Here is a 22,640-nt window from a genome sequence, read left to right on the forward strand (position 1 = left end):
CCGCCGGCCTCCCTCGTGCTTGTGGATCGCGGAGCGACCCTGTGGATTACTTCTTCTCCACCGCGTGACCGCCGAACTGGTTGCGCAGCGCGGCGATCATCTTCATCTGCGGCGAGTCCTCCTGGCGGGAGGCGAACCGTGCGAACAGCGACGCGGTGATCGCCGGCAGCGGCACCGCGTTGTCGATCGCGGCCTCCACCGTCCAGCGTCCCTCGCCCGAGTCCTGCGCGTACCCGCGCAGACCCTCCAGGTGCTCGTCCTCGTCGAGGGCGTTCACCGCGAGGTCCAGCAGCCAGGAGCGGATGACCGTGCCCTCCTGCCAGGAGCGGAAGACCTCACGGACGTCCGTGACGGAGTCGACCTTCTCCAGCAGCTCCCAGCCCTCGGCGTAGGCCTGCATCATGGCGTACTCGATGCCGTTGTGGACCATCTTCGCGAAGTGGCCCGCGCCGACCTTGCCCGCGTGCACCGAACCGAAGTCGCCCTCCGGCTTCAGCGCGTCGAAGACCGGCTGCACCTTGGCGACGTTCTCGGCGTCGCCGCCGTACATCAGCGCGTACCCGTTCTCCAGGCCCCAGACGCCACCGGAGACACCGCAGTCGACGAAGCCTATGCCCTTGGCGGCCAGCTCCTCGGCGTGCCTCTCGTCGTCCGTCCAGCGGGAGTTGCCGCCGTCCACGACCACGTCACCGGGCTCCAGCAGCTCCGCCAGCTGGTCGATGGTCGACTGGGTGGGCTCACCGGCCGGGACCATCACCCAGACCACGCGCGGGCCCTTGAGCTTGCCCACAAGCTCTTCCAGGCTGTGGACATCCGCGAGGTCCGCGTTGCGGTCGTATCCGAGGACGGTGTGGCCCGCGCGGCGGATCCGCTCGCGCATGTTGCCGCCCATCTTGCCGAGGCCGACGAGACCGAGCTCCATCAGTTGTGTCCTTAGGTCGCTGTGTGGCGTAGGAGGCACCGAAGTGCCGTGCCGAGCCTAAACCCGGACGCTCATGCACAGCTGTGGGCATAGCCGCTCACCTGCGGGAACGACCCCGCCCACGGACTCGTGCCGCCCTGGCCGCGCGGCCGGCGCCCCCGCCCCGGCCGATCACGGTGCCGGGCGCCCCTGCGGCACCCGGCACCGTGCACAGCTGTGGACGACGATCAGCCGCTGAGCCGCACCGGCATGATCAGGTACTTGTACGCCTCGTCGGCCTCCGCGTCCACCGCCGGCTTGCCGCTCAGCAGCGCCGGCTTCGTGGACGTCGTGAACGACAACTGCGCCACCGGCGAGTCGATCGCGCTCAGACCGTCCAGCAGGAACGTCGGGTTGAACGCGATGGAGATGTCATCGCCGTCCAGCTGGGCGTCCACCCTTTCCACAGCCTGTGCGTCGTCGCTCGACCCCGCCTCCAGGATCAGCACGCCCTGCTCGAAGCTCAGCCGCACCGGGGTGTTCCGCTCGGCGACCAGCGCCACACGCTTGACGGCCTCCACGAAGGGCGCGGTCTCGATCACGGCGATGGAGTTGAACTCGGTCGGGAACAGCGTGCGGTACTTCGGCAGGTCGCCCTCGAGCAGGCGCGTGGTCGTACGCCGCCCGGCGCCCTCGAAACCGATCAGGCCCTCACCGGCACCGGACCCGGACAGCGCCAGCGTGACGCTGTCGCCGGCGCCCAGCGACTTCGCGGTGTCCAGCAGCGTCTTGGCCGGGACCAGGGCGACCGCGGACGCGTCCGGGTTCTCCGGCTTCCACAGGAACTCGCGGACCGCGAAGCGGTAGCGGTCGGTGGAGGCCAGGGTGACCGTGTCGCCCTCGATCTCGATGCGCACACCGGTGAGCACCGGGAGCGTGTCGTCCCGGCCGGCCGCGATGGCCACCTGGGAGACGGCCGCGGCGAAGACCTCGCCGGGGACGGTGCCGGTCGCGTTCGGCATCTGCGGCAGCGCCGGGTACTCCTCCACAGGCAGGGTGTGGAGGGTGAACCGGGAGGAGCCGCACGTCACCGTGGCTCGTACACCGTCTGTGGAAATCTCCACCGGCCGGTTGGGCAGGGCGCGGGAGATGTCGGCGAGCAGCCGGCCGGAGACGAGGACCGTGCCCTCCTCCTCGACCTCCGCCTCGACGTTCACCCGCGCGGAGACCTCGTAGTCGAAGCTGGACAGGCTGAGCTGGCCGTCCTCCGCCTTCAGCAGCAGGCCGGCGAGGACAGGCGCCGGCGGACGGGCCGGGAGGCTGCGTGCGGCCCACGCCACTGCCTCCGCGAGTACGTCGCGTTCCACCCGGATCTTCACCGTAAGCCGCCTCCTGATGCTGCCGTTGCTGCTGAGTCCTCCGACTCGGTGTCACCGCCCTCTGCGACGGGAAGGACACCGGAACCAGTCTGACGCACGGCACTGACAGTAGGTGCCCGTTGGGGTCAAGTCCGCCCGAGGGGCAGCCGGGCGCGAGACAGCGAGTTGTGCACAGGCCCCGCTTCGAAACGATTGCCGAGCTCTCTCTAGTCGGGAGTAGTAGTAGGGCCTGTGGATACCGTGGATAACCACGTTTGCCCAGCTCAGCGCGGGAATTTTGTCCACCGGGCCTGTGGGTGGAGGCAGTGGACAACCGGGGCTGTCTGTGGAGAACGGAAAGTTCTGCACACACCGCCCACAGGCTGAGGGCAGTTCTCCCCAGCTGTGTCCCCAGGAATACCCAGGTTTCCCACACCCCAATCCGGCAGCTTCCTGTGACGGCTTTCACTCGACGCGGTGAGCGGGCCCGCCGGGTTGCCGAACAGTGGACAGCACTGTGGAGAAGCTGGGGATCGCTGGGGACAACCGCCCCCAGCCTGTGGGTCGTCGGTGGACAACTCCGTGCACAGGCTGTGGATCCCGGTGTTGTCCACAGTCTGTGGAGATCGTTCGTCCACGATTCCACAGGCCTCTGAGCTGGGCGGAAGCCGGGGACAAGGTTTCCCTGTGGACACGGTTCGGGACAACTCCACAGTCCCCAGGATGTGGACGGAAGAAAGTCACCGAATCTGTGGAGAGTGGCCGTAACCAGGCAAGTAATCGAACACCGGGTGGCGTGCGGGGTCGTCACGGGAGCGGTGCCGCCGGCGTCTGACGGGGCGTCCCGGCTCCACTCGGCCCCTCATCCCGGCTCGCTCGGCCCTGATCCCGCCTCGCTCGGCCCGGTCCGGTTCCGCTCAGCCTGTGTGCGGGCAGGAGGCGGCCGGCGGGCATGCGAAAGGCGCCCCCGGGATCTCCTCCCCGAAGGCGCCTCGGTGCGGCCGCAGGACCGTCGCCGGCCGCGGGTCAGCCGTTCTTGATGCGGTTGGTCAGCTCGGTCACCTGGTTGTAGATCGACCGCCGCTCGGCCATCAGCGCCCGGATCTTGCGATCGGCGTGCATGACGGTCGTGTGGTCCCGCCCGCCGAACTGCGCCCCGATCTTCGGCAACGACAGGTCCGTCAGCTCCCGGCACAGGTACATCGCGATCTGCCGTGCGGTGACCAGCTGACGGCCGCGCGAGCTGCCGCACAGGTCCTCGACCGTGAGCCCGAAGTAGTCCGCGGTCGCCGCCATGATGGCCGTCGCGGTGATCTCCGGTGTCGAGTCCTCGCCCCCGGGGATCAGGTCCTTCAGGACGATCTCCGTCAGGCCCAGGTCCACCGGCTGCCGGTTGAGCGAGGCGAACGCCGTCACCCGGATCAGCGCGCCCTCCAGCTCACGGATGTTCCGCGAGATCCGGGAGGCGATGAACTCCAGCACCTCCGGCGGTGCGTTGAGCTGCTCCTGCACCGCCTTCTTCCGCAGGATCGCGATGCGCGTCTCCAGCTCGGGCGGCTGGACGTCGGTGATCAGGCCCCACTCGAAGCGGTTGCGCAGCCGGTCCTCCAGCGTGACCAGCTGCTTGGGCGGCCGGTCGCTGGAGAGCACGATCTGCTTGTTCGCGTTGTGGAGCGTGTTGAAGGTGTGGAAGAACTCCTCCTGCGTCGACTCCTTGTCCGCGAGGAACTGGATGTCGTCGACGAGCAGGATGTCCATCTCCCGGTAGCGCTTGCGGAAGCTGTCGCCCTTGCCGTCGCGGATGGAGTTGATGAACTCGTTGGTGAACTCCTCCGAGCTGACGTACCGCACCCGCGTGCCCGGGTACAGGCTGCGCGCGTAGTGCCCGATCGCGTGCAGCAGGTGCGTCTTGCCGAGCCCCGACTCCCCGTAGATGAACAGGGGGTTGTAGGCCTTCGCCGGAGCCTCGGCGACCGCGACCGCCGCGGCGTGCGCGAACCGGTTGGAGGCGCCGATGACGAACGTGTCGAACAGGTACTTCGGGTTCAGCCGCGCGGTCGGCTCACCGGGGCCGCTCGCCGGCACCGGCTGCGCGGCCGACGGCCCGGAGGCGCCCGCCGGGGGCATGTCCGGGCGGCCGGGACCACCGCGGTGCACCGGCGGCTCGGGCAGCTCACGGCGGACCGGTTCGCGCTGGTCGTACTCGGTCCGCGACGGGTCGTAGTCCCCGCGCGGGGCGTCGTAGTCCGGGCGGGACGGCTCGTACTCCGCGCGCGGGCCGTCGTAGTCGCCGCGCTGCTGCTCGTACGGCGACCGGTCCCTGCCCTGCGGGCGGTAGTCCTGGGACGGCGAGCCGTACGCGTCCCCGGAGCCGTAGCCGTCCTGGGACGACGGCGAGGCGTACGGATCGCGCTCGGGGAAGCCGAGCCGGGGCTGCTGCCAGCCGTACTCGTCCTGCCCGGGGCGCGGCCAGGCGCCGGGCTCGGGGCGCTGGTACTCCGACGGGTAGGCCGGGCGGGCGGTGGGGAGCTGGTCCGGGCGGGCGGGCGGCAGCTGCTCGGCGCGCGGGTCGCCGGCCGGACGGTCGCCGCGGTGACGGCCGTAGCCCTCGTAGGGCCCCGCGGGGAGTTCCGGCTCCTCGTAGCGCTGCTTCGGCGTCTGCGGCGCGGGGGGTGCCGCGGGCGCGGGCGGCTCGCCCGCCGAGTCGTCCACGGTGATCGCGATCCGGATGGGGCGGCCGCACTCCCGGCTCAGCGTCTCGCTGACGATCGGTGCCAGGCGGCCTTCCAGCACACCCTTCGCGAATTCGTTCGGTACGGCCAGCAGGGCCGTGTCCGCGACCAGCGCGAGCGGCTGGCAGCGCCGGATCCAGTGCTCGTCCTTCGCCTCCACACCCTGTCCGCGGCCCTCTCCGAGGAGCTGCTCCAGTACTCGTGGCCACACTGCGGCAAGATCGGCAGGTACGTCAGCCACAGGGCACGCTCTCTCACAGGTCCCACGAACGTGTGGTTCGCGGACGGGTCGGGATGGGATCCGGGTGGTGGGCGGGGGCAATCCCGCTCGGGTGGGGACAAGGGAACGAATCGGAGTCCAGCCACGGTAGTCAGCGCGGCGGGTACGGTTCAAGTTGTTGTCCCCAGCCTGTGGACAGTGTCCCCCGGCGCCCCTCGGTTTGACCGGATGGCGCAGCCCCGCGTACCGTAACCAGGTCGAGTTGTCGATGGCTGCTGCCGCCTGCCTCCGATGGGCACAGATCACGTCAGGTGATCGGGAAGCGGTGCACTCGGGCGTGACGCGAGCTACTCGTGGGCGCACGGTGACAGCCAGGACGGCACCCCGCCACTACCGATTCTTTTCTGGAGCCCCCGAGTGAGCAAGCGCACCTTCCAGCCGAACAACCGTCGTCGCGCGAAGACCCACGGCTTCCGGCTGCGTATGCGCACCCGTGCCGGCCGCGCGATCCTCGCGTCCCGCCGTAGCAAGGGTCGCGCCCGCCTGTCCGCCTGATCCCGATCAGGTCATGACGTCGTGCTGCCCACCGAGAACCGGCTGAGGCGGCGCGAGGACTTCGCGACCGCGGTACGACGAGGTCGTCGGGCCGGACGCCCGACCCTCGTCGTCCACCTTCGAAGCGGTGCCACGGACCCGCACGCGCCTGGGGAGAGCGCTCCCCCGACGCGTGCGGGTTTCGTCGTGAGCAAGGCCGTGGGTGGCGCGGTCGTGCGCAACACAGTGAAGCGCAGACTGCGTCATCTGATGCGTGACCGAGTCGCCCTGTTCCCCCCCGGTAGCCTGGTAGTCGTACGAGCGCTGCCCGGAGCGGGCGACGCAGACCACGCACAGCTGGCCCGAGACCTGGATGCCGCCCTACAGCGGCTGCTGGGAGGGGGCGCGCGATGAAGTACCCGCTGCTGGCTCTGATCAAGCTGTACCAGTGGACGATCAGTCCATTGCTGGGGCCGGTGTGCAAGTACTACCCGTCGTGCTCCCACTACGGCTACACGGCCATCGACCGGCACGGTGCGATCAAGGGAACGGCACTCACCGCCTGGCGCATCCTCCGGTGCAATCCGTGGTCGCTGGGCGGTGTGGACCATGTTCCGCCGCGTAAGCGCCCGCGGTGGCACGAAATGCTGCGCAATGCGTGGCGCGCACGCAGGGGCGGACCCTCCGCCGCCGAACCGGCCACCGAAGCGAAGCCCGAGAAGCCTGCTTCCGAGCTTCCTCCGAGCCCGGCCGCAGAGACCTCGTCCCATGCCCAAGGAGCATGATTAGTGGACACGATTGCCAGCCTCTTCAGTTTCATCACCTGGCCCGTCTCCTGGGTCATCGTCCAGTTCCACAAGGTGTACGGGGCGCTCTTCGGCCCTGACACCGGATGGGCCTGGGGCCTGTCCATCGTGTCCCTGGTGATCCTGATCCGCATCTGCCTGATCCCGCTCTTCGTGAAGCAGATCAAGTCGACGCGCGCGATGCAGACGCTCCAGCCGGAGATGAAGAAGATCCAGGAGCGCTACAAGAACGACCGGCAGCGTCAGTCCGAAGAGATGATGAAGCTGTACAAGGAGACGGGCACCAACCCGCTCTCCTCGTGCCTTCCCATCCTGGCGCAGTCCCCCTTCTTCTTCGCCCTGTACCACGTGCTCAACGGCATCGCGACGGGCAAGACCATCGGTGTCATCAACGAGCCGCTGCTCGCCAGCGCCCGTCACGCGCACATCTTCGGCGCTCCGCTGGCCGCCAAGTTCTTCAGCAGCGAGAGCCAGATCACCGCTCTCGGCGCCTCGCTGACCGACGTCCGTGTCGTCACCGCGATCATGATCGTGCTGATGTCGGCGTCGCAGTTCTACACGCAGCGCCAGCTGATGACGAAGAACGTCGACACCACGGTGAAGACGCCGTTCATGCAGCAGCAGAAGATGCTGATGTACGTCTTCCCGGTCATGTTCGCCGTCTTCGGTGTGAACTTCCCGGTCGGTGTCCTCGTCTACTGGCTGACCACCAACGTGTGGACCATGGGCCAGCAGATGTACGTCATCCACAACAACCCGACCCCGGGTTCCAAGGCCCAGGCCGCCTACCTGGAGCGCCTGACCAAGCACGTCACGGAGCACGGCAAGATCCGCCGGCGCAGCGAGAAGGTCATCATCAAGGCGATCGTCGCCAAGGGCCGCGACCGGAACGAGTTCGAGCGCAAGTTCATCAACGCGCTGAACAAGGCGGGTCTCGCCGCCCAGGCCGACGGCACCGTGACGAAGAGCACGGTCCAGGCCGCGGCGCAGACCGAGGAAGGCGCGGTCACCGGCACCGGCACCGGCACCACCACGGCCGCCGCCGCCCGGCGCCAGCAGCCCAAGCGTCAGACCAAGGCCCAGCGCCAGTCCGCGCCCAAGCAGGCGGGTGAGCCCACCTCGCTGGAGAAGTCCGACGAGCCGCAGGACGCCAAGCCCGCTGCTGCCAAGCAGCCCCAGAAGCCCGGCTCCGGCACCCGCAGCAAGGCCCAGTCCGGCCAGCGCAAGGGTGGCCCGCAGCGGCCCAAGTCCCCGTCCAAGAAGTAAGAAGGAGCCCATCCCGTGACGGAAGGCACCACCTCCGCCGCTGCCGAGGGTGCAGACACCCTCACCCGCCTGGAGCAGGAGGGTGAGATCGCGGCGGACTACCTGGAGGGTCTGCTGGACATCGCCGACCTCGACGGCGACATCGACATGGACGTCGAGGCCGACCGCGCCTCCGTGTCGATCATCAGCGACACCGGCAGCCGCGACCTGCAGAAGCTGGTCGGCCGGGACGGCGAGGTGCTGGAGGCGCTGCAGGAGCTGACGCGCCTGGCGGTGCACCGGGAGACCGGCGACCGCAGCCGGCTGATGCTGGACATCGCGGGGTACCGGGCCAAGAAGCGGTCCGAGCTGTCCGAGCTGGGTGCCAAGGCCGCCGCCGAGGTCAAGAGCAGCGGTGAGCCCGTGCAGCTCAAGCCGATGACCCCGTTCGAGCGCAAGGTCGTGCACGACGCGGTCAAGGCCGCGGGGCTGCGCAGCGAGTCCGAGGGCGAGGAGCCGCAGCGGTTCGTCGTCGTGCTGCCCGCCTGATCGGCTCTCCCGTTCCACCGGCCCCGTCTGTTGAGCAGGCGGGGCCGAACTTTGTCAGCCTGGTAGTTCTGGTGGCCGGTGCGCGAAGCGCCGGCGCTGTACGGAAGGACGGTCCCCGTGACGGAGGCAGCGGAGCTTCCCCCCGCGCCCGAGCAGGCGCGCGAAGTGTTCGGTGACCGCTTCGCCGATGCGGTCCGCTATGCGGAACTGCTCGCCGAGGCGGGTGTCCAGCGCGGCCTGATCGGCCCGCGGGAAGTGCCCCGTCTGTGGGAGCGGCACATCCTGAACTGCGCGGTGCTCTCCGAGGCCGTCCCCGAAGGAGTGACGGTCTGCGATGTCGGTTCCGGCGCCGGGTTGCCGGGCATTCCGCTGGCCCTGGTCCGCGACGACCTGAACATCACGCTGCTGGAGCCCCTGCTGCGGCGGACCAACTTCCTCACGGAGGTCGTCGAGCTCCTCGGCCTGGACCACGTCACCGTGGTGCGCGGCCGTGCCGAGGAGGTCCTGGGCAAGCTCCCTCCGGTCCATGTGGTGACCGCGCGGGCCGTGGCCCCGCTCGACCGCCTGGCCACCTGGGGCATCCCGCTGCTGCGGCCGTACGGCGAGATGCTCGCACTCAAGGGTGACACCGCCGAGGAGGAGCTGAAGGCCTCCGCTGCCGCGCTCAGCAAGCTGGGTGCGGTGGAGACGTCGATCCTCCACGTGGGTGAGGGCATTGTGGATCCGCTGTCGACGGTGGTGCGGGTCGAGGTCGGTGAGAGCCCTGGCGGCGTGCGCTTCGCCGCCAAGCGGGCGAAGGCGGCCCGGACGGGACGGACTCGCCGACGCCGCTGATCCGTCCTGACGACGGGACGTACTCCACACAAGCTGCCAAACTTGCGCAAGCCGGAGTGTCGCAACGGTCCGGTCGCTGCCGCTGTGCATCGTGTTTCACGTGAAACGTCGCTCACTGCTGCACGGCATCATCAGTCGTGGCCGCGCCGCGGCCGAACCTCGCGACCGGAAGCCTCTCGGTTCCCTGGGAGAGGTCGCCGCCCCGGACACTCCGGCCCCTTACCCGGCACCTCCGTCCCCCTCCAGGGGCTCGGAGTTGTCCACCGAGGTGGATTTCTCCACAGAAGACCAGGCCTCACTGGTTCACGACCCCGAAGACATGGGAGGCTCTGTTCATTGCGAGCCTGAAGTCGAGGAGAGTGAATCCTTGCGGTCCGACGCCAACATCGCGGGACCGATGACCGATCCGGTCCCCGGTCCCCGTACCGAGTCGATGGGGGCGGATGTTTCACGTGAAACACCGCCTCCGATGGACGACACTCCCATCGGTCGTGCGGCCCAACTGGCGGTGGAGGCTCTCGGCCGCGCCGGCGAAGGCCTGCCTCGACCGGAGCAGACCAGAGTCATCGTGGTCGCCAACCAGAAGGGGGGCGTGGGCAAGACGACGACGACCGTCAACCTTGCCGCTTCGCTGGCTCTGCACGGTGCCCGTGTCCTGGTGATCGACCTCGACCCCCAGGGCAACGCGTCCACGGCTCTCGGGATCGACCACCACGCCGACGTTCCGTCCATCTACGACGTGTTGGTTGAAAGCAAGCCCCTCGCCGAGGTCGTCCAGCCGGTCGTCGATGTCGAAGGCCTCTTCTGCGCCCCCGCCACCATCGATCTCGCCGGTGCGGAGATCGAGCTGGTGTCCCTGGTAGCCCGCGAGAGCCGGCTCCAGCGGGCCATCCAGGCGTATGAGCAGCCGTTGGACTACATCCTCATCGACTGCCCGCCCTCGCTCGGCCTGTTGACGGTCAACGCGCTTGTCGCGGGCGCCGAGGTGCTCATTCCGATCCAGTGCGAGTACTACGCCCTGGAAGGCCTCGGCCAACTCCTGCGCAACGTCGACCTGGTGCGGGGGCACCTCAACCCCGCCCTGCATGTGTCGACCATCCTGCTCACCATGTACGACGGCCGGACGCGCCTTGCCTCCCAGGTCGCGGAAGAGGTGCGCAACCACTTCGGTGACGAGGTACTGCGGACGAGCATTCCCCGCTCCGTCCGTATCTCCGAGGCACCGAGTTACGGGCAGACGGTGCTGACTTACGATCCAGGATCGAGCGGCGCCCTCTCGTACCTTGAGGCGGCCCGAGAAATCGCGCTGAAGGGCATCGGCGTCAGCTACGACGCGAGCCAGGCCCATATCGGCGCCCAGAAAGACCAGAGCATGGTGGAGGGGATCCAGTGAGCGAGCGACGGAGGGGTCTGGGCCGTGGCCTCGGCGCATTGATCCCTGCTGCCCCGGCGGAGAAGGCGCCGGCTCCGACGGCGATGGGGGGCGGAGGCTCCAGCACCTCCGGAACCGCTCCGGTGCTGACGACCGACCGCGGGGTGGCCGCGGCGAAGGTGGCCACACTGCCGCCGGTTGCACAGGAGACAGAGGTGCCCCCGGCCGGCCCGGCCGTGGAGGTGCCCGCATCGCCGATGGGCGCCCACTTCGCCGAGATCCCCCTGGACGCCATCACCCCGAACCCGCGCCAGCCGCGTGAGATCTTCGACGAGGACGCGCTCCAGGAACTGATCACCTCCATCAAGGAGGTCGGTCTCCTGCAGCCCGTCGTGGTGCGGCAGCTGGGTCCCGGCCGCTATGAGCTGATCATGGGTGAGCGGCGCTGGCGTGCGTGCCGCGAGGCCGGCCTGGAAGCCATCCCGGCCATCGTCCGGGCCACGGACGACGAGAAGCTCCTCCTGGACGCGCTGCTGGAGAACCTGCACCGTGCGCAGCTGAACCCGATCGAAGAGGCCGCCGCCTACGACCAGCTGCTCAAGGACTTCAACTGCACGCACGACCAGCTGGCCGACCGGATCGGCCGGTCCCGTCCGCAGGTCTCCAACACACTGCGTCTGCTGAAGCTGTCGCCGACCGTGCAGAAGCGGGTGGCGGCCGGAGTCCTGTCGGCCGGCCACGCCCGGGCGTTGCTGGCCGTCGAGGACTCCGAGGAGCAGGACCGGCTGGCGCACCGGATCGTGGCCGAGGGGCTGTCGGTGCGCTCCGTGGAAGAGATCGTGACGCTGATGGGCTCGCGGCCTCAGAAGGCGTCGCGCTCCCGGGGCCCCCGGGCCGGGTCGCTGCCCTCGCCGGCGCTGAGCGAGCTGGCCACCCGGCTCTCGGACCGCTTCGAGACACGGGTGAAGGTGGAGCTGGGCCAGAAGAAGGGCAAGATCACCGTCGAGTTCGCCTCCGCGGACGATCTGGAGAGGATTCTCAGCACGCTCGCCCCCGGTGAGAAGCTGGCCCTTCAGAAGAGCCTTCAGGAGAGCGACGGCGAGGAGACGCACGACTGATCCTCGGGCGGCACCGCCCCGTGAGCAGGGGAGCGGACCGTGTCCGGTGTGTACCGGAACACGGTCCGCTCTTTGCTTTGAGGCGGTATCGAGTGAATCCGATCGTGGATACGATGCGATCAGATAGGGCACATCCACCGGACAGCGTCTGCATCTGTGAGTGGAAAGACGGGGGCAGCCGCTCGCGATGCGGCGGGCGAAGGAAGCGAGGATCAGCCTTCATGGGGCGTCGGCTCGTGCCGCTCACACTGGACAACCTTCAGGACGTTCCCCACCGTTGTCGTTCGTGTGTCTTCTGGGAGCTCGACCCTGTCAGCGGTGAAGCGGCGGTGAAGGGGGGCACGGCCGCGCTGGAGAAGGAATCCTGGATCTCCGCCGTTCTGCTGGACTGGGGGTCGTGCGGCCGGGTGGTGTACGTCGACGACGTACCGGCGGGCTTCGTCCTCTACGCCCCGCCGGCCTATGTCCCTCGCTCGACGGCCTTCCCCACGAGTCCGGTGTCGCCGGACGCCGTTCAGCTGATGACCGGCTTCGTCATGCCGGGATACCAGGGACAGGGTTTGGGCCGGGTGCTGGTGCAGACGGTCGCCAAGGATCTGCTGCGCCGGGGCTTCAGGGCGATCGAGGCCTTCGGTGACTCCCACTGGAAGGAGCCCGCCTGTCTGCTGCCCGCCGAGCATCTGCTGGCCGTGGGCTTCAAGACGGTGCGACAGCACCCTACGCATCCCCGGCTGCGGCTGGAGTTGCGATCCACGCTCTCCTGGAAGGAAGACGTGGAGATGGCGCTCGACCGGCTCCTGGGAGCGGTCCAGAAGGAGCCCGCGCTGAGGCCGCTGTAGCGGAGAAGGCTCAATACGAAGGGGCCGACCCTTGCGGGTCGGCCCCTTCATGTTTCACGTGAAACGTCACTTGGTGATGAACTCTTCGAGGTCACGGAGAAGCGCGGCCTTGGGCTTGGCGCCGACGATGGTCTTGGCAACCTCGCCGCCCTGGTAGACGTTCAGGGTCGGGATGGACATGACGCCATACTTGGCGGCCGTGCCCGGGTTCTCGTCGATGTTGAGCTTGACGATCTCGATCTTGTCGCCGTGCTCGGCGGCGATCGCCTCCAGGGACGGGGCGATCTGACGGCACGGGCCGCACCACGCCGCCCAGAAGTCCACGAGGACAGGCTTGTCGCTCTTGAGGACCTCCTGATCGAAGGAGTCGTCGGTCACAGTCTTCAGGTTGCCGGCCACGGTGGGCTCCTTACCTTGGTCGTGCGGTGGGGTGAGGGAGAGGGAAGGTCAGACGGCGGTCTTCTCGGGCTCCGCCTTCTCCTCGTCCGCGAGGGCGGCGAGGAAGCGCTCGGCGTCCAGGGCGGCGGAGCAGCCGGTGCCGGCCGCAGTGATCGCCTGGCGGTAGGTGTGGTCCACCACGTCACCGGCGGCGAAGACACCGGACAGGTTGGTGCGGGTGGACGGGGAGTCGACCTTCAGGTAGCCCTCCTCGTCCAGGTCCAGCTGGCCCTTGAACAGCTCGGTGCGCGGGTCGTGGCCGATCGCGATGAACAGGCCCGTCGCGGGCAGCTCGGACAGCTCGCCGGTCTTGACGTTGCGCAGCGTAAGACTGGAGAGCTTCTGGTCTCCGTGGATCTCGGCGACCTCGCTGTCCCAGACGAACTTGATCTTCGGGTCACCGAAAGCACGCTCCTGCATCGCCTTGGAGGCGCGCAGGGTGTCCCGGCGGTGGACGATCGTCACGGACTTGGCGAACCGCGAGAGGAAGGTGGCCTCCTCCATCGCGGTGTCGCCGCCACCGATCACGGCGATGTCGTGGTCCTTGAAGAAGAACCCGTCACAGGTGGCGCACCAGGAGACGCCACGGCCGGAGAGCGCGTCCTCGTTCGGCAGGCCCAGCTTGCGGTGCTGGGAGCCGGTGGTGACGATGACGGCCTTCGCCCGGTGGACCGTGCCCGCGGTGTCGGTGACGGTCTTGATCTCACCGGTGAGGTCGACGGAGACGACGTCGTCCGGGATCAGCTCGGCGCCGAATCGTTCGGCCTGGGCGCGCATGTTGTCCATGAGCTCGGGGCCCATGATGCCGTCGCGGAAGCCCGGGAAGTTCTCCACCTCGGTGGTGTTCATCAGCGCACCACCCGAGGTGACAGCTCCTTCGAACACCAGGGGCTTCAGCGACGCACGGGCGGTGTAGAGCGCCGCCGTGTAGCCTGCGGGCCCGGAGCCGATGATGATCACGTTACGGACGTCGCTCACGGCTTGATTCCTCGTCTCTGGTCTGCGTCAGTCGACCGGTGGGAGCTCCTTTCGGAGCTCTCACCCCACCCAACGGATCCTACGGGCCCTGCATTCCCGGTGTGCCCCGGCACACGCGCGCTCAGGAACGACCGAAGGAGTGTTCCAGCCGGCTCAGTGACGAGCGACGGACTGTTTCAGCAGAACCGTGCCGGCAGAAGCCGTCTGCTGGTGCACACAGACGGCGTCGACCACATAGGCGGTGACCCGCTTGCTGTCGTGTGCGTCGGCCAGGACGACGAGGTAGGCGGCCTTCCCCGCGTACGTTCCCGTCTTGGCGGCCAGGACGTCAGTGCTCGCGTTGAGCGCTCGCCGGACGCAGTCGGGGACCGGAACCGTGGTCTGAAGCAGGGTGTTGGGGCCCTGGGTGGACCCGGGTGTGTCCGACCCGTCGTGACCGCCCAGCCGAGGCTTCACGCTGTCCGGCGGCAGACCCTCCTTGGTGCTGAGGAGGGTCTGCACCTGGTTCTGCACGCTGTCACCGGAGAAGGTGTCAGTGGAGACGGTCGGTGTCCCGTGGGCGGTCGTGTGGTCGGTCGTGTCCCCGAGCGACTTCACGACCAGCCCTCCGGCACCCAGTACCGCAGCGGTGAGAACCGCGCCCAGGACGAGCCGCCCACGGCGCCGCCCGCGCTGCGGGCCTTCACGTCCGGGGCCGATCCCCGCACGTGGGCGTCCGGCGGGGCGGTCGACGGGGTGACCAGCGGCAGGAGCAGTGGAGTGGACGCCGGGGTGGGTCGTGGGGTGCGCGGTGGTGGGTGATGTTTCACGTGAAACATCGCCTGCGGTGTCCTCGCCACCCGCGTTCCGTGGTGCCTCGGCTGCGAGGGCGGCGCCGATGCGCTCGACCACATCGTCCGGCATACGCTCCGGCGCGGGCACGGACCCCAGCAGGCCCCGGATCTCCTCCAGCGAGGTGTAGATGTCCGCGCACGCCTCGCACGCGTCCAGATGGCGCCGTACGTCGGTGCTGCGGTCCGGGTGGAGGAGGCCCTCGGTGAGGTCGGAGATCTCCGCGACGTCCGGGTGCCCGGCCGCGTCTGTCGTGGAAGTCACGCTCGCCCACCTCCGCCCTTCACTACGGCTGAATCGCTCGGACCCACGTCCCGGGGATGTCCGCTCGGTGACCCCGTTGCCGGTGGGACGGATGACCCCTGCCCCCGGTTCCGTTCCGGGCCGGCTTCTTTCCCGCCCCCGGCACCGGTCGATCGCACCCCCGGGGTGCCTTCGGGCCGTAGATGGGTGAGCAGCGGCAGCAGCCTGGCCCGGCCCCGGGCGCACCGGCTCTTCACCGTGCCCGTCGGGACATCGAGGATTCGTGCGGCTTCCGCCACGGGGTAGCCCTGCATGTCCACCAGGACCAGAGCGGCCCGCTGCTCCGGCGGAAGGGTGCCGAGCGCCTCGAGGAGCTGGCGATGCACGTCCTTCCGCTCGGCCGGCGCCGAGGCGGACTCGTACGGCTCCAGCAGCTGCTCCAGCCGCTCGGTGTCGTCGACCGGGGCCGTCTTCCGCGAGGCCGCCTTACGAGCCCGGTCCAGGCAGGCGTTCACCGTGATCCGGTGCAGCCACGTCGTGACGGCCGACTGGCCCCGGAACGTGTGGGCGGCCCGGTACGCCGACACCAGGGCGTCCTGGACCGCGTCAGCGGCCTCCTCGCGGTCCCCCAGGGTCCGCAGGGCGACCGCCCACAGCCGGTCCCGGTGGCGCCGTACGATCTCACCGAAGGCCTCGGGGTCGCCTTCCACGTGGCGGGCGAACAGGTCGCTGTCGCCCACCCCGTCGTATCCGGCGCCGTCCGCCATCTGCCCCTCCGGTCCGGGTGAGACGTCAGCCCGTGAACTTCACTTCGCCGATGGCCTGCTTGTAGCCGGCACTGGCGTACAGCGTGGAGTCGTACCCCGAGTTGGGCACAGCCGTCAGCCAGACGAGCACGTACTGCGTCTTGACCGGCTTGGTGGCCTTCACCGTGGCCGTGGTGCCCGTCGTCGTCGCGCTGCCGATCTTCGTCATGGAATCCAGCGAGGCCGGGGACAGCGAACCCGCGGCATAGAGCTCGACCGTCGTGTGGTCGCCGGCGTAACGGAGGTCGATGGTGGCCGTGCTGAGCTGCTTGGCCGAGCCGAGGTCGTACACGATGCCGACGCCCGGCTTGAACGGCGCGATCGTCGGACCTTCGTTGAAGCTCTTGGTCTTCCAGTACGTCGAGGCGTCGCCGTCGTACGTCTTGGGGACGTTGCCCGGACTCTGGGCGTCACCCTTGGCGACGAACTCCTGGCCGTTCTGGATCTTTATGGGAGTCGGCTTCGGCTTCAGGACGTTCTTGTCGCCGCCGTCCGTCGTCTGGCTCTTGTTGGTGTCGTCCGACTTCCCGCCCTGGTCCATCAGAGCGTCCGCCAGCTGCCAGCTGCCCAGACCCAGGGCGGCGATGAGTAGGGCCGACACCGCCCACTTCAGGGCCTTGCCGGTACGGCTCTGCAACGGTGGTGGCGGGGGAGCCATCGCCTGGGTGACCCCCGGGTGCGGGGCCGGGCGGCCGTAGGTGCCCTGCTGGTAGGTCGTGCGCTGGTACTCCGGAGGGGCCGTGAACGCCGGCTCGGGCGGGCGGATGCGCGGCATCTCACCGATCGCCTTAACCAGCTCCTCCGGGGTGGTGCACGGAGCCTCGTGGCGGGACGCCGTGGCACCGTCGTTGACGAGGGCGCGCATGGCGAGTTCGGACAGGCCGCGATGCACTCCGGCCCGCACCTGGTCCGGAGGGATGAGGCCGATGTCCTTGGGGAGACCGGACAGACCGTAGGCGTCGCTCTCGTAGGGCCAGCGCTGGGTCAGCGCCGCGTACAGCAGGGCGCCGATCGCCTCGGTGTCGGTGCGCTGCGGGGTGTCGGAGCTGATGCCCCGCAAGGCGGCGTTCACGGCCAGGCCCCGGATACGCCACTGGCCGGTGGAGGCGCGCAGCACGGCGTTCGGGTTCAGCCGCAGATGGGCCAGACCCTCCCGGTGCGCGGCGGCCATGGCGGAGGCGACCTGACTGACCATCTGGTAGGCGTCGTGCGGCTCCAGCGGGCCGCCGGCGAGCAGGGTGGACAGTTCGGTGGCGTCGGGCAGCCACTCGTGGACGACGTAGACGAGGTCGTTGTCCTCGACGGCGTCGAGGACCTGGACGAAGCGCGGGTCGCCGAGGAGTGCCGAGGAACGGGCGGCCGCGAGGACGGCGCGGGCCCGGGTGTGGTCCGCAGGAAGTACGTGGACACCGACGGCACGACGGAGTTTCTCGTCGACCGCACGCCAACTGCTGAATCCGTCCAGACGGGTGACGCACTCCTCCAGCCGGTAGCGTCTGGCGAGCTTGTGACCGCTGTGCAACTCCGGAGACGAAGTCTTCCGTCCGGGACCTTCGGTTCCGCCGCTCCCCTGTGCCTCCACGCTGTCCGTGTCCCGCTCCGGGTTCTTGGCCACCCCGTCGGCCGTGGACTGGTCCGCCTTGGCGGTCAGCGGTTGCTCACCGCTGTTGTCTGCCACGTCGACGGCAGCCGTGCTCCGTTCCGCCACCGTCGTCCCTGCCTCCCCATCCGTTGCACGCTGTCCGACGCCGAAACCAATTGTGCCCACAGTCCGCCGCTATGCACGACACACAGCGGCGGACGATGGTTGTGCGCCTACCCCCGCCTCAACGCCCCAGACGCCCGCGCACCATACCGACGAGCGAGTTGAGTTCCTCGATGCGCATTCGCCGGGCGGCGACGAAGAAGACGCCGAACAGAACGACACCACCGGCGAGCAGCGCGGCGAAGGAGCCGACGACGCCCAGTCCGAGGGTGTGTCCGATGCCGTAGCAGGCCGCGCCGCTGAGGAGCGCCGCCGGGAGAGAGGCGATACCCAGCCGCGCGTAGGTGCGCAGCACCCGCGAGCCGTCCAGGTCCCCGCCCAGCCGCTGGCGCAGCCGGCGCCAGGCGACGCCCACCCCGATGGCGTAGGCGAGCCCGTAGGCGGCGGCCATGCCGGCGACGGCCCAGCGGGCCGGCAGCAGGAAGTAGCACAGGGCCGAGGCGCCGGCGTTGACCGCGGCCACGATGACCGTGTTGTAGAAGGGGGTGCGGGTGTCCTCGTACGCGTAGAAGGCGCGCAGGACGACGTACTGCACGGAGTAGGGGATCAGGCCGAGGGCGAAAGCCATCAGCATGTACCCCATGTTGGTGGCCGGGCCGGTGCCGGCGGAGCCGAAGATCAGCGTGCACATCGGGATGCCGAGCGAGACGAACCCGAAGGCGATCGGCACGATGGCGACCGCGGTGGTGCGCAGACCCTGGGAGATGTCGTCGCGGACGGCGCCCGCGTCGCCCTCGGCGGCCGAGCGCGAGATGCGCGGCAGCAGGGCGGCCATCAGGGAGACGGTGATGATGGCCTGCGGCAGGCCCCAGATCAGCTGGGCGTTGGCGTAGGCGGCGAAGCCGGCGCCCTTGACCCCGGAATCCTTGCCGGCGGCGGTGGACAGCTGGGTCACGACCATGGCGCCCGCTTGGTTGGCGAGGACGAACAGGACCGTCCACTTGGCGAGCATCGCGGCCTTGCCCAGGCCGTGGCCCTTCCAGTCGAAGCGCAGCCGGATCCGGAAACCGGTCTCGCGCAGGTAGGGGATCATCGCCAGGGCCTGGACGACCAGGCCGAGCAGCACCCCGGCGCCCAGCAGGCGCTGGCCCTCCGGCGGGATGGTGTCGACGTCCATGTGGGAGTTGGCGGCGGTGCCGTAGACCCAGATGAACATGCCGAGCGTCACGATGATGACGATGTTGTTCAGGACCGGGGTCCACATCATCGCGCCGAACTTCCCGCGCGCGTTGAGGATCTGACCCATCACCACATGGATGCCCATGAAGAAGATCGAGGGCAGGAAGTAACGGGTGAAGGTGACCGCGACCTCGTTCGCCTCCGGGTTGCTGGCCACCGGGTTGGCGAGCAACCGCACCAGGAGGGGCGCGGCGAGCATCGCGAGTCCGGTCAGGGCGGCCAGGGCCACCATCACGAGGGTCAGCAGCCGGTTGGCGAAGGCTTCGCCGCCGTCCTCGTCCTCCTTCATCGAGCGCACCAGCTGGGGCACGAACACGGAGTTCAGCCCGCCGCCGACGGTGAGGATGTAGATCATCGTCGGCAGCTGGTAGGCCACCTGGAAGGAGTCGGCGAGGAAGCCGAGGCCCAGCGCGGCGGCGATCAGCGCGGACCGGATGAAGCCGGTGAGGCGGGAGACCATCGTGCCCGCCGCCATGACCGCGCTGGACTTCAGCAGCCCGGTGGCCCGTCCGCCCTTCTTGGCGGGAGCGGCCGTGTCACCGGCCGTGGTGGCCTCCGCCTCGATGAGCCCGGGCGGGCCCGCGCGATCCGCGGTAGCGGCCGGAGCGGGCACCTGGGACTGCGCCGCGTAGCCGGTGGCGGGACCGGCCGGGTACCCGGCGCCTGCGTACGGGTGGCCCTGCTGCGGGTGGTGACCGTGCTGCGGCGGGTACTGGCCGGCCGGGCCGTACCCACCGCCCGGTGCCGCGGCGGGACCCGGAACGGCCGGGGGATCCATGGGCGCCTGGGCACCGCCGTGCTGCTGGTCCTTGAAGAGGTGCGCGAAGGCGTCCGGCTCGTGGTACTCCTCGCCGGAGTGGGTGACCAGGTCGTCCACGCCCACGAACTGGGTCGTGCGCGGGTCCTCGCCGTAGGGCAGGTACGGGGTCGTGCTCCCCGGCTCCGGCGCCGGGGTCTGCGCCCACACGTTCGGGTCGGGTGCGTAGGGCGACTGGGCGGGCGGGGCGTACAGCGGCTGCTGCTGGTCGTGGGTGCCCGGGGGCGGCGGGTGCGCGGCACGGTCGTACAGCGCCTCGGCGACCGGGTCCTGGGCGGCCAGGTCGTGCGACCGGTAGGGGTCCTGCTCGTAGGCGTCCTGGAGGTACATGTCCGCCGCGTGCTGCGGCGGCACCTGGCCGGGCTCGGGCGGCGGCTCGGGGTAGCCCGAGCCGGCCGCGCCCTGACCGCGGTCACCGTCGTACGGCGCGTTCATGCTTACCCCACCTCATCGTCCCGGGCCCACCGGCCACGACATCGCTCAACGGTCCACTCTCTCACCCGTCCCGGACGGGTCGGCGCTTTCCGGTGCGGTGTCCGGTGCATGGTCACTCGGCTGCTCCGGGTCGTCGGCCCCGGAGGCGGAGTCGGACTCCTCCGGGAGACGGTCGCCGGGCCCCTCCGGGTTCCCGGGCCGGCCCGTGTCCTCCCCCGCCGTGCCGGGGCCGTCCTCGTCGGCCTGCCGGGCGGCCGCGCGCTTGCGCTGGGTGTACATGCGGAATCCGGCGAGCACGAGGAGCAGGACGCCGCCGCCGATGACCAGCATCACGGTGGGCGTGACCTCGGTGACCTTCACGTCGAAGCTGACGGCGTCGCCGTAGGGCCGGCCGTCCTCGGTGTACAGCTGGGCGAGGACCGTCACCCGGCCGTTGGCGTTGGCCGAGGTGGTGAACTTCACCGACTGGCTGTGCCCACCGGAGACCTCGACGCGCTGATCGAAGTACGCCTTGCCGCCGATCTTCAGGCGGGTCGGCATGGTGGAGGTGAGCCGCAGCACCAGATGGCCGACGGGCTGGACGAGGTTGTTCTGGACGGTCACCGGGATGGTGGCGCTCCGGCCCGAGAGCTTGGTCTCGGACTTGTCGATCAGCTTGACCTGCTTGGACAGGTCGTCCATCCAGGCCTCCACACCGTCGCGATAGCCGACCGCCTCGCCCTTGCGCCCCCGCCAGGACGTGGACATCTCACGGTTTATGGCCCGCCCGAAGGGCGTGACGACGCGGGACTGGTCGGAGAGGATCACGCGGAAGTTGTCGAGTTTGTCCTGGGTGCGGGCGATCTGGTCGAAGACCGCCCTCGGCAGTTCCTGCCGACGCAGCGAGGAGGGGTAGGCGGGCCGCGGGGGGATGCGCGTGGTGGCACTCGGGTCCGGCTTGTCCTTGGCCGCCGCGGAGAGGTCCTGCGACTGCGACCAGGTGCCGCCCTGGAGCGCCTTCAGCGCCGTCGCCATCGCCTGCGCCTGCGTCGCCGTGGGCATGCGCTGCGGGGCGACGACGATGCTGCGCTGCTTGTCCGTCTGTGCGTTCAGCGCCAGGCTCTGGGCCAGGAACCGCTGGACGGCCAGGGTGGCCGAGCCCGCCTTCGTGAGGTCGCCCTCGAACGCCGTGGACAGCCGGGCGTCGGCGACGACCGCCGTCGTGCCTCCGCCGACCGGACGGGCGGCGGACGGCGTGTACGGCAGTCCGCCGGTCTCCTGGAGACTGTCGCTGCGGGCGATCACCCGGTCGGCGCCGGCCGAGGTCGCCACCTTCATGATCGACGGGTCCACGGCGCCGTTCACCGGCCAGGCGAAGTCGGTGCTCGGTGTGACATGGAGCACGGTCTTCACGGTGATCGCGGCGACGTCGGTGGCGTCCTTGAGGTGGCTGAGCGAGCCGGTGACGCTGGTGCCGTTGTGCGCCAGGGAGGCCAGATCCGGGTCGGCGAACGGCAGGGCGACGACCTCCTTGCCGGCCACCGCCTTCTGCAGGGCCGCCAGCCACTGCTTGGCGGCCGCCTGGTGGTCGCGCGGGCCGGGCGTGCTGGTGCCGTCGGCACCCTGGAGCCGGTAGTTGCCCGCGGCCATCGCGTCGACCGAGGCGAGCAGGTCGGGGTCGATCACCCAGGTGACGTCGAGGTCCTTGCCCAGGTCCACCATCTGGGCCAGCCGGCCGCCGGGGGCCAGCTCCTTGGCGAGGTCGTCGTCGAGGAACTCCGGCGTCTGCAGCTCGCCCGCGCCGGTCTTCGCCGTCAGGTGGGCCGTGGAGATCAGCGGCCACAGGAACGACGTCTTGGTCTTGGTGTCGGCTTCCGACGACTGCCACGGCAGGAAGGTCCGCTGGATGCCGAGCACCTGGTCCCAGGACTGGGCGGACGTCCGGCCGGACAGGGTGACGTCGAACTCGTAGACCCCGTCGTCGCCGAGGTCGAGCTTGTCCACGGGCACGGCGATCGTGAAGTGCTCGGCGATCCCGGGGGCCAGCTTGTCGAACTTTTCCTCGTACTTGTCGCCGACCTCCGTGCCGGTGCCGCTCCGCGGCTCGTCGGAGTGCCGGGCGACGGAATCGATCTCCGAGCGGCTCGTGAGCTCGGGGCCGACCCGCAGCCCCACATGGGCGTCGGTGACGGCCCGCTTGCCGTTGTTCGTCACCGTGCCCGAGACGGTGACCGTGTCGCCGTCCGTGGGGGCACTGGGGCTGAGCGAGTCCAGGGAGACGGACACCGTGCCGGACGCGTCGGCCTGCGCGGGCCCGGCGGCGGGCAGCTGGAGCAGACCGGCCAGCAGTGGTGCCCCGGTGATCAGTGCTCCGGCGCGCCGCAGCCACCGGCGGGCAGGTGAGGCACTGGTCCCCTGGAAGTCAGCCGCCTCGGCCACGCGCTCGCCCGTCCCTCGTCGTCGTCAGTGGTCGTCGGAATGTGCGTCCACGCATGGTAACGATGCGCGCTGAACGGAAGTGCCGCGGTCTCCTCCACAAGATCGAAGGAGAACCGTGACCCGTCCCCTATATCCAGTATCGGGGGGAGAGCGGCCGTACGCCGCAAGAGCAGCGCTTGCACGGGTATGCCAGGGGTTGCCCCCACCGCGTGATCGGGGCGC

Annotated in this window: 19 protein-coding genes; 9 read left to right on the forward strand and 10 right to left on the reverse strand. The window is 69.6% G+C overall.

The features are described from left to right. Positions 1–46 precede the first annotated feature (46 nt). From gnd to dnaA, 3 genes are all read right to left on the reverse strand, one after another. A complete protein-coding gene (gene gnd, locus LG395_RS05900) occupies positions 47–922 on the reverse strand; it encodes a phosphogluconate dehydrogenase (NAD(+)-dependent, decarboxylating) (RefSeq protein ID WP_225808687.1) in 876 nt (291 codons plus the stop codon). Positions 923–1,149: 227 nt separating this feature from the next. Beyond that, the gene (dnaN, locus tag LG395_RS05905) at positions 1,150–2,280 is read right to left on the reverse strand and encodes a DNA polymerase III subunit beta (protein WP_171154693.1); all 1,131 of its coding nucleotides are present in this window, start codon (positions 2,278–2,280) and stop codon (positions 1,150–1,152) included. A 1,005-nt stretch (positions 2,281–3,285) separates the two neighbouring features. After that, on the reverse strand, positions 3,286–5,232 hold the full coding sequence (gene dnaA / locus LG395_RS05910; protein WP_225808688.1) for a chromosomal replication initiator protein DnaA: 1,947 nt from the start codon (positions 5,230–5,232) through the stop codon (positions 3,286–3,288). A 396-nt stretch (positions 5,233–5,628) separates the two neighbouring features. Here dnaA and rpmH point away from each other — a divergent pair, with 396 nt between their 5' ends. From rpmH to LG395_RS05955, 9 genes are all read left to right on the forward strand, one after another. Continuing rightward, positions 5,629–5,766: a 50S ribosomal protein L34 gene (rpmH, locus tag LG395_RS05915; RefSeq protein ID WP_003956500.1), complete on the forward strand. Its 138-nt coding sequence runs from the start codon at positions 5,629–5,631 to the stop codon at positions 5,764–5,766. A gap of 21 nt (positions 5,767–5,787) precedes the next feature. Continuing rightward, on the forward strand, positions 5,788–6,159 hold the full coding sequence (gene rnpA, locus LG395_RS05920) for a ribonuclease P protein component (protein ID WP_078611778.1): 372 nt from the start codon (positions 5,788–5,790) through the stop codon (positions 6,157–6,159). Further along, positions 6,156–6,530: a membrane protein insertion efficiency factor YidD gene (yidD, locus tag LG395_RS05925; protein WP_030640154.1), complete on the forward strand. Its 375-nt coding sequence runs from the start codon at positions 6,156–6,158 to the stop codon at positions 6,528–6,530. Before rnpA ends, yidD begins: the two co-directional genes overlap by 4 nt. Before the next feature lie 3 nt (positions 6,531–6,533). Next, a complete protein-coding gene (gene yidC, locus LG395_RS05930; protein WP_171154695.1) occupies positions 6,534–7,817 on the forward strand; it encodes a membrane protein insertase YidC in 1,284 nt (427 codons plus the stop codon). A 15-nt stretch (positions 7,818–7,832) separates the two neighbouring features. Further along, entirely contained in the window at positions 7,833–8,345 is a 513-nt protein-coding gene (locus LG395_RS05935; protein ID WP_171154696.1) for a Jag family protein, read from the forward strand. A gap of 117 nt (positions 8,346–8,462) precedes the next feature. Next, positions 8,463–9,179, forward strand: a complete 717-nt coding sequence (gene rsmG, locus LG395_RS05940; protein WP_030640149.1) for a 16S rRNA (guanine(527)-N(7))-methyltransferase RsmG — start codon at positions 8,463–8,465, stop codon at positions 9,177–9,179. Between the two features lie 319 nt (positions 9,180–9,498). Continuing rightward, complete coding sequence (locus LG395_RS05945) at positions 9,499–10,572, forward strand: ParA family protein (RefSeq protein WP_171159892.1); 1,074 nt, start codon at positions 9,499–9,501, stop codon at positions 10,570–10,572. Next, positions 10,569–11,669, forward strand: coding sequence for a ParB/RepB/Spo0J family partition protein (locus LG395_RS05950; RefSeq protein WP_171154697.1), 1,101 nt, complete (start codon positions 10,569–10,571; stop codon positions 11,667–11,669). The genes LG395_RS05945 and LG395_RS05950 overlap by 4 nt, the downstream gene beginning before the upstream one ends. Positions 11,670–11,890: 221 nt before the next feature. Continuing rightward, on the forward strand, positions 11,891–12,508 hold the full coding sequence (locus LG395_RS05955) for a GNAT family N-acetyltransferase (RefSeq protein ID WP_225808689.1): 618 nt from the start codon (positions 11,891–11,893) through the stop codon (positions 12,506–12,508). A 66-nt stretch (positions 12,509–12,574) separates the two neighbouring features. Here the strand turns inward: LG395_RS05955 and trxA are convergent, their stop codons facing one another. The 7 genes from trxA to LG395_RS05990 form a co-directional block, all read right to left on the reverse strand. After that, complete coding sequence (gene trxA / locus LG395_RS05960) at positions 12,575–12,907, reverse strand: thioredoxin (protein WP_014673766.1); 333 nt, start codon at positions 12,905–12,907, stop codon at positions 12,575–12,577. A 48-nt stretch (positions 12,908–12,955) separates the two neighbouring features. Further along, complete coding sequence (gene trxB, locus LG395_RS05965; protein ID WP_171154699.1) at positions 12,956–13,924, reverse strand: thioredoxin-disulfide reductase; 969 nt, start codon at positions 13,922–13,924, stop codon at positions 12,956–12,958. 153 nt (positions 13,925–14,077) lie between these two features. Further along, the gene (locus tag LG395_RS05970; protein ID WP_225808690.1) at positions 14,078–15,019 is read right to left on the reverse strand and encodes an anti-sigma factor family protein; all 942 of its coding nucleotides are present in this window, start codon (positions 15,017–15,019) and stop codon (positions 14,078–14,080) included. Further along, on the reverse strand, positions 15,016–15,765 hold the full coding sequence (gene sigM, locus LG395_RS05975) for an RNA polymerase sigma factor SigM (RefSeq protein ID WP_225808691.1): 750 nt from the start codon (positions 15,763–15,765) through the stop codon (positions 15,016–15,018). The genes LG395_RS05970 and sigM overlap by 4 nt, the downstream gene beginning before the upstream one ends. 25 nt (positions 15,766–15,790) lie before the next feature. Further along, entirely contained in the window at positions 15,791–17,512 is a 1,722-nt protein-coding gene (locus LG395_RS05980; protein WP_171154701.1) for a protein kinase family protein, read from the reverse strand. Between the two features lie 118 nt (positions 17,513–17,630). Continuing rightward, entirely contained in the window at positions 17,631–20,000 is a 2,370-nt protein-coding gene (gene murJ / locus LG395_RS05985; RefSeq protein ID WP_225808692.1) for a murein biosynthesis integral membrane protein MurJ, read from the reverse strand. 45 nt (positions 20,001–20,045) lie between these two features. Continuing rightward, positions 20,046–22,418: a DUF6049 family protein gene (locus LG395_RS05990; protein WP_225808693.1), complete on the reverse strand. Its 2,373-nt coding sequence runs from the start codon at positions 22,416–22,418 to the stop codon at positions 20,046–20,048. Positions 22,419–22,640 lie beyond the last annotated feature (222 nt).

The organism is Streptomyces spinosus (assembly GCF_020400655.1).
Taxonomy (GTDB): domain Bacteria; phylum Actinomycetota; class Actinomycetes; order Streptomycetales; family Streptomycetaceae; genus Streptomyces; species Streptomyces argyrophylli.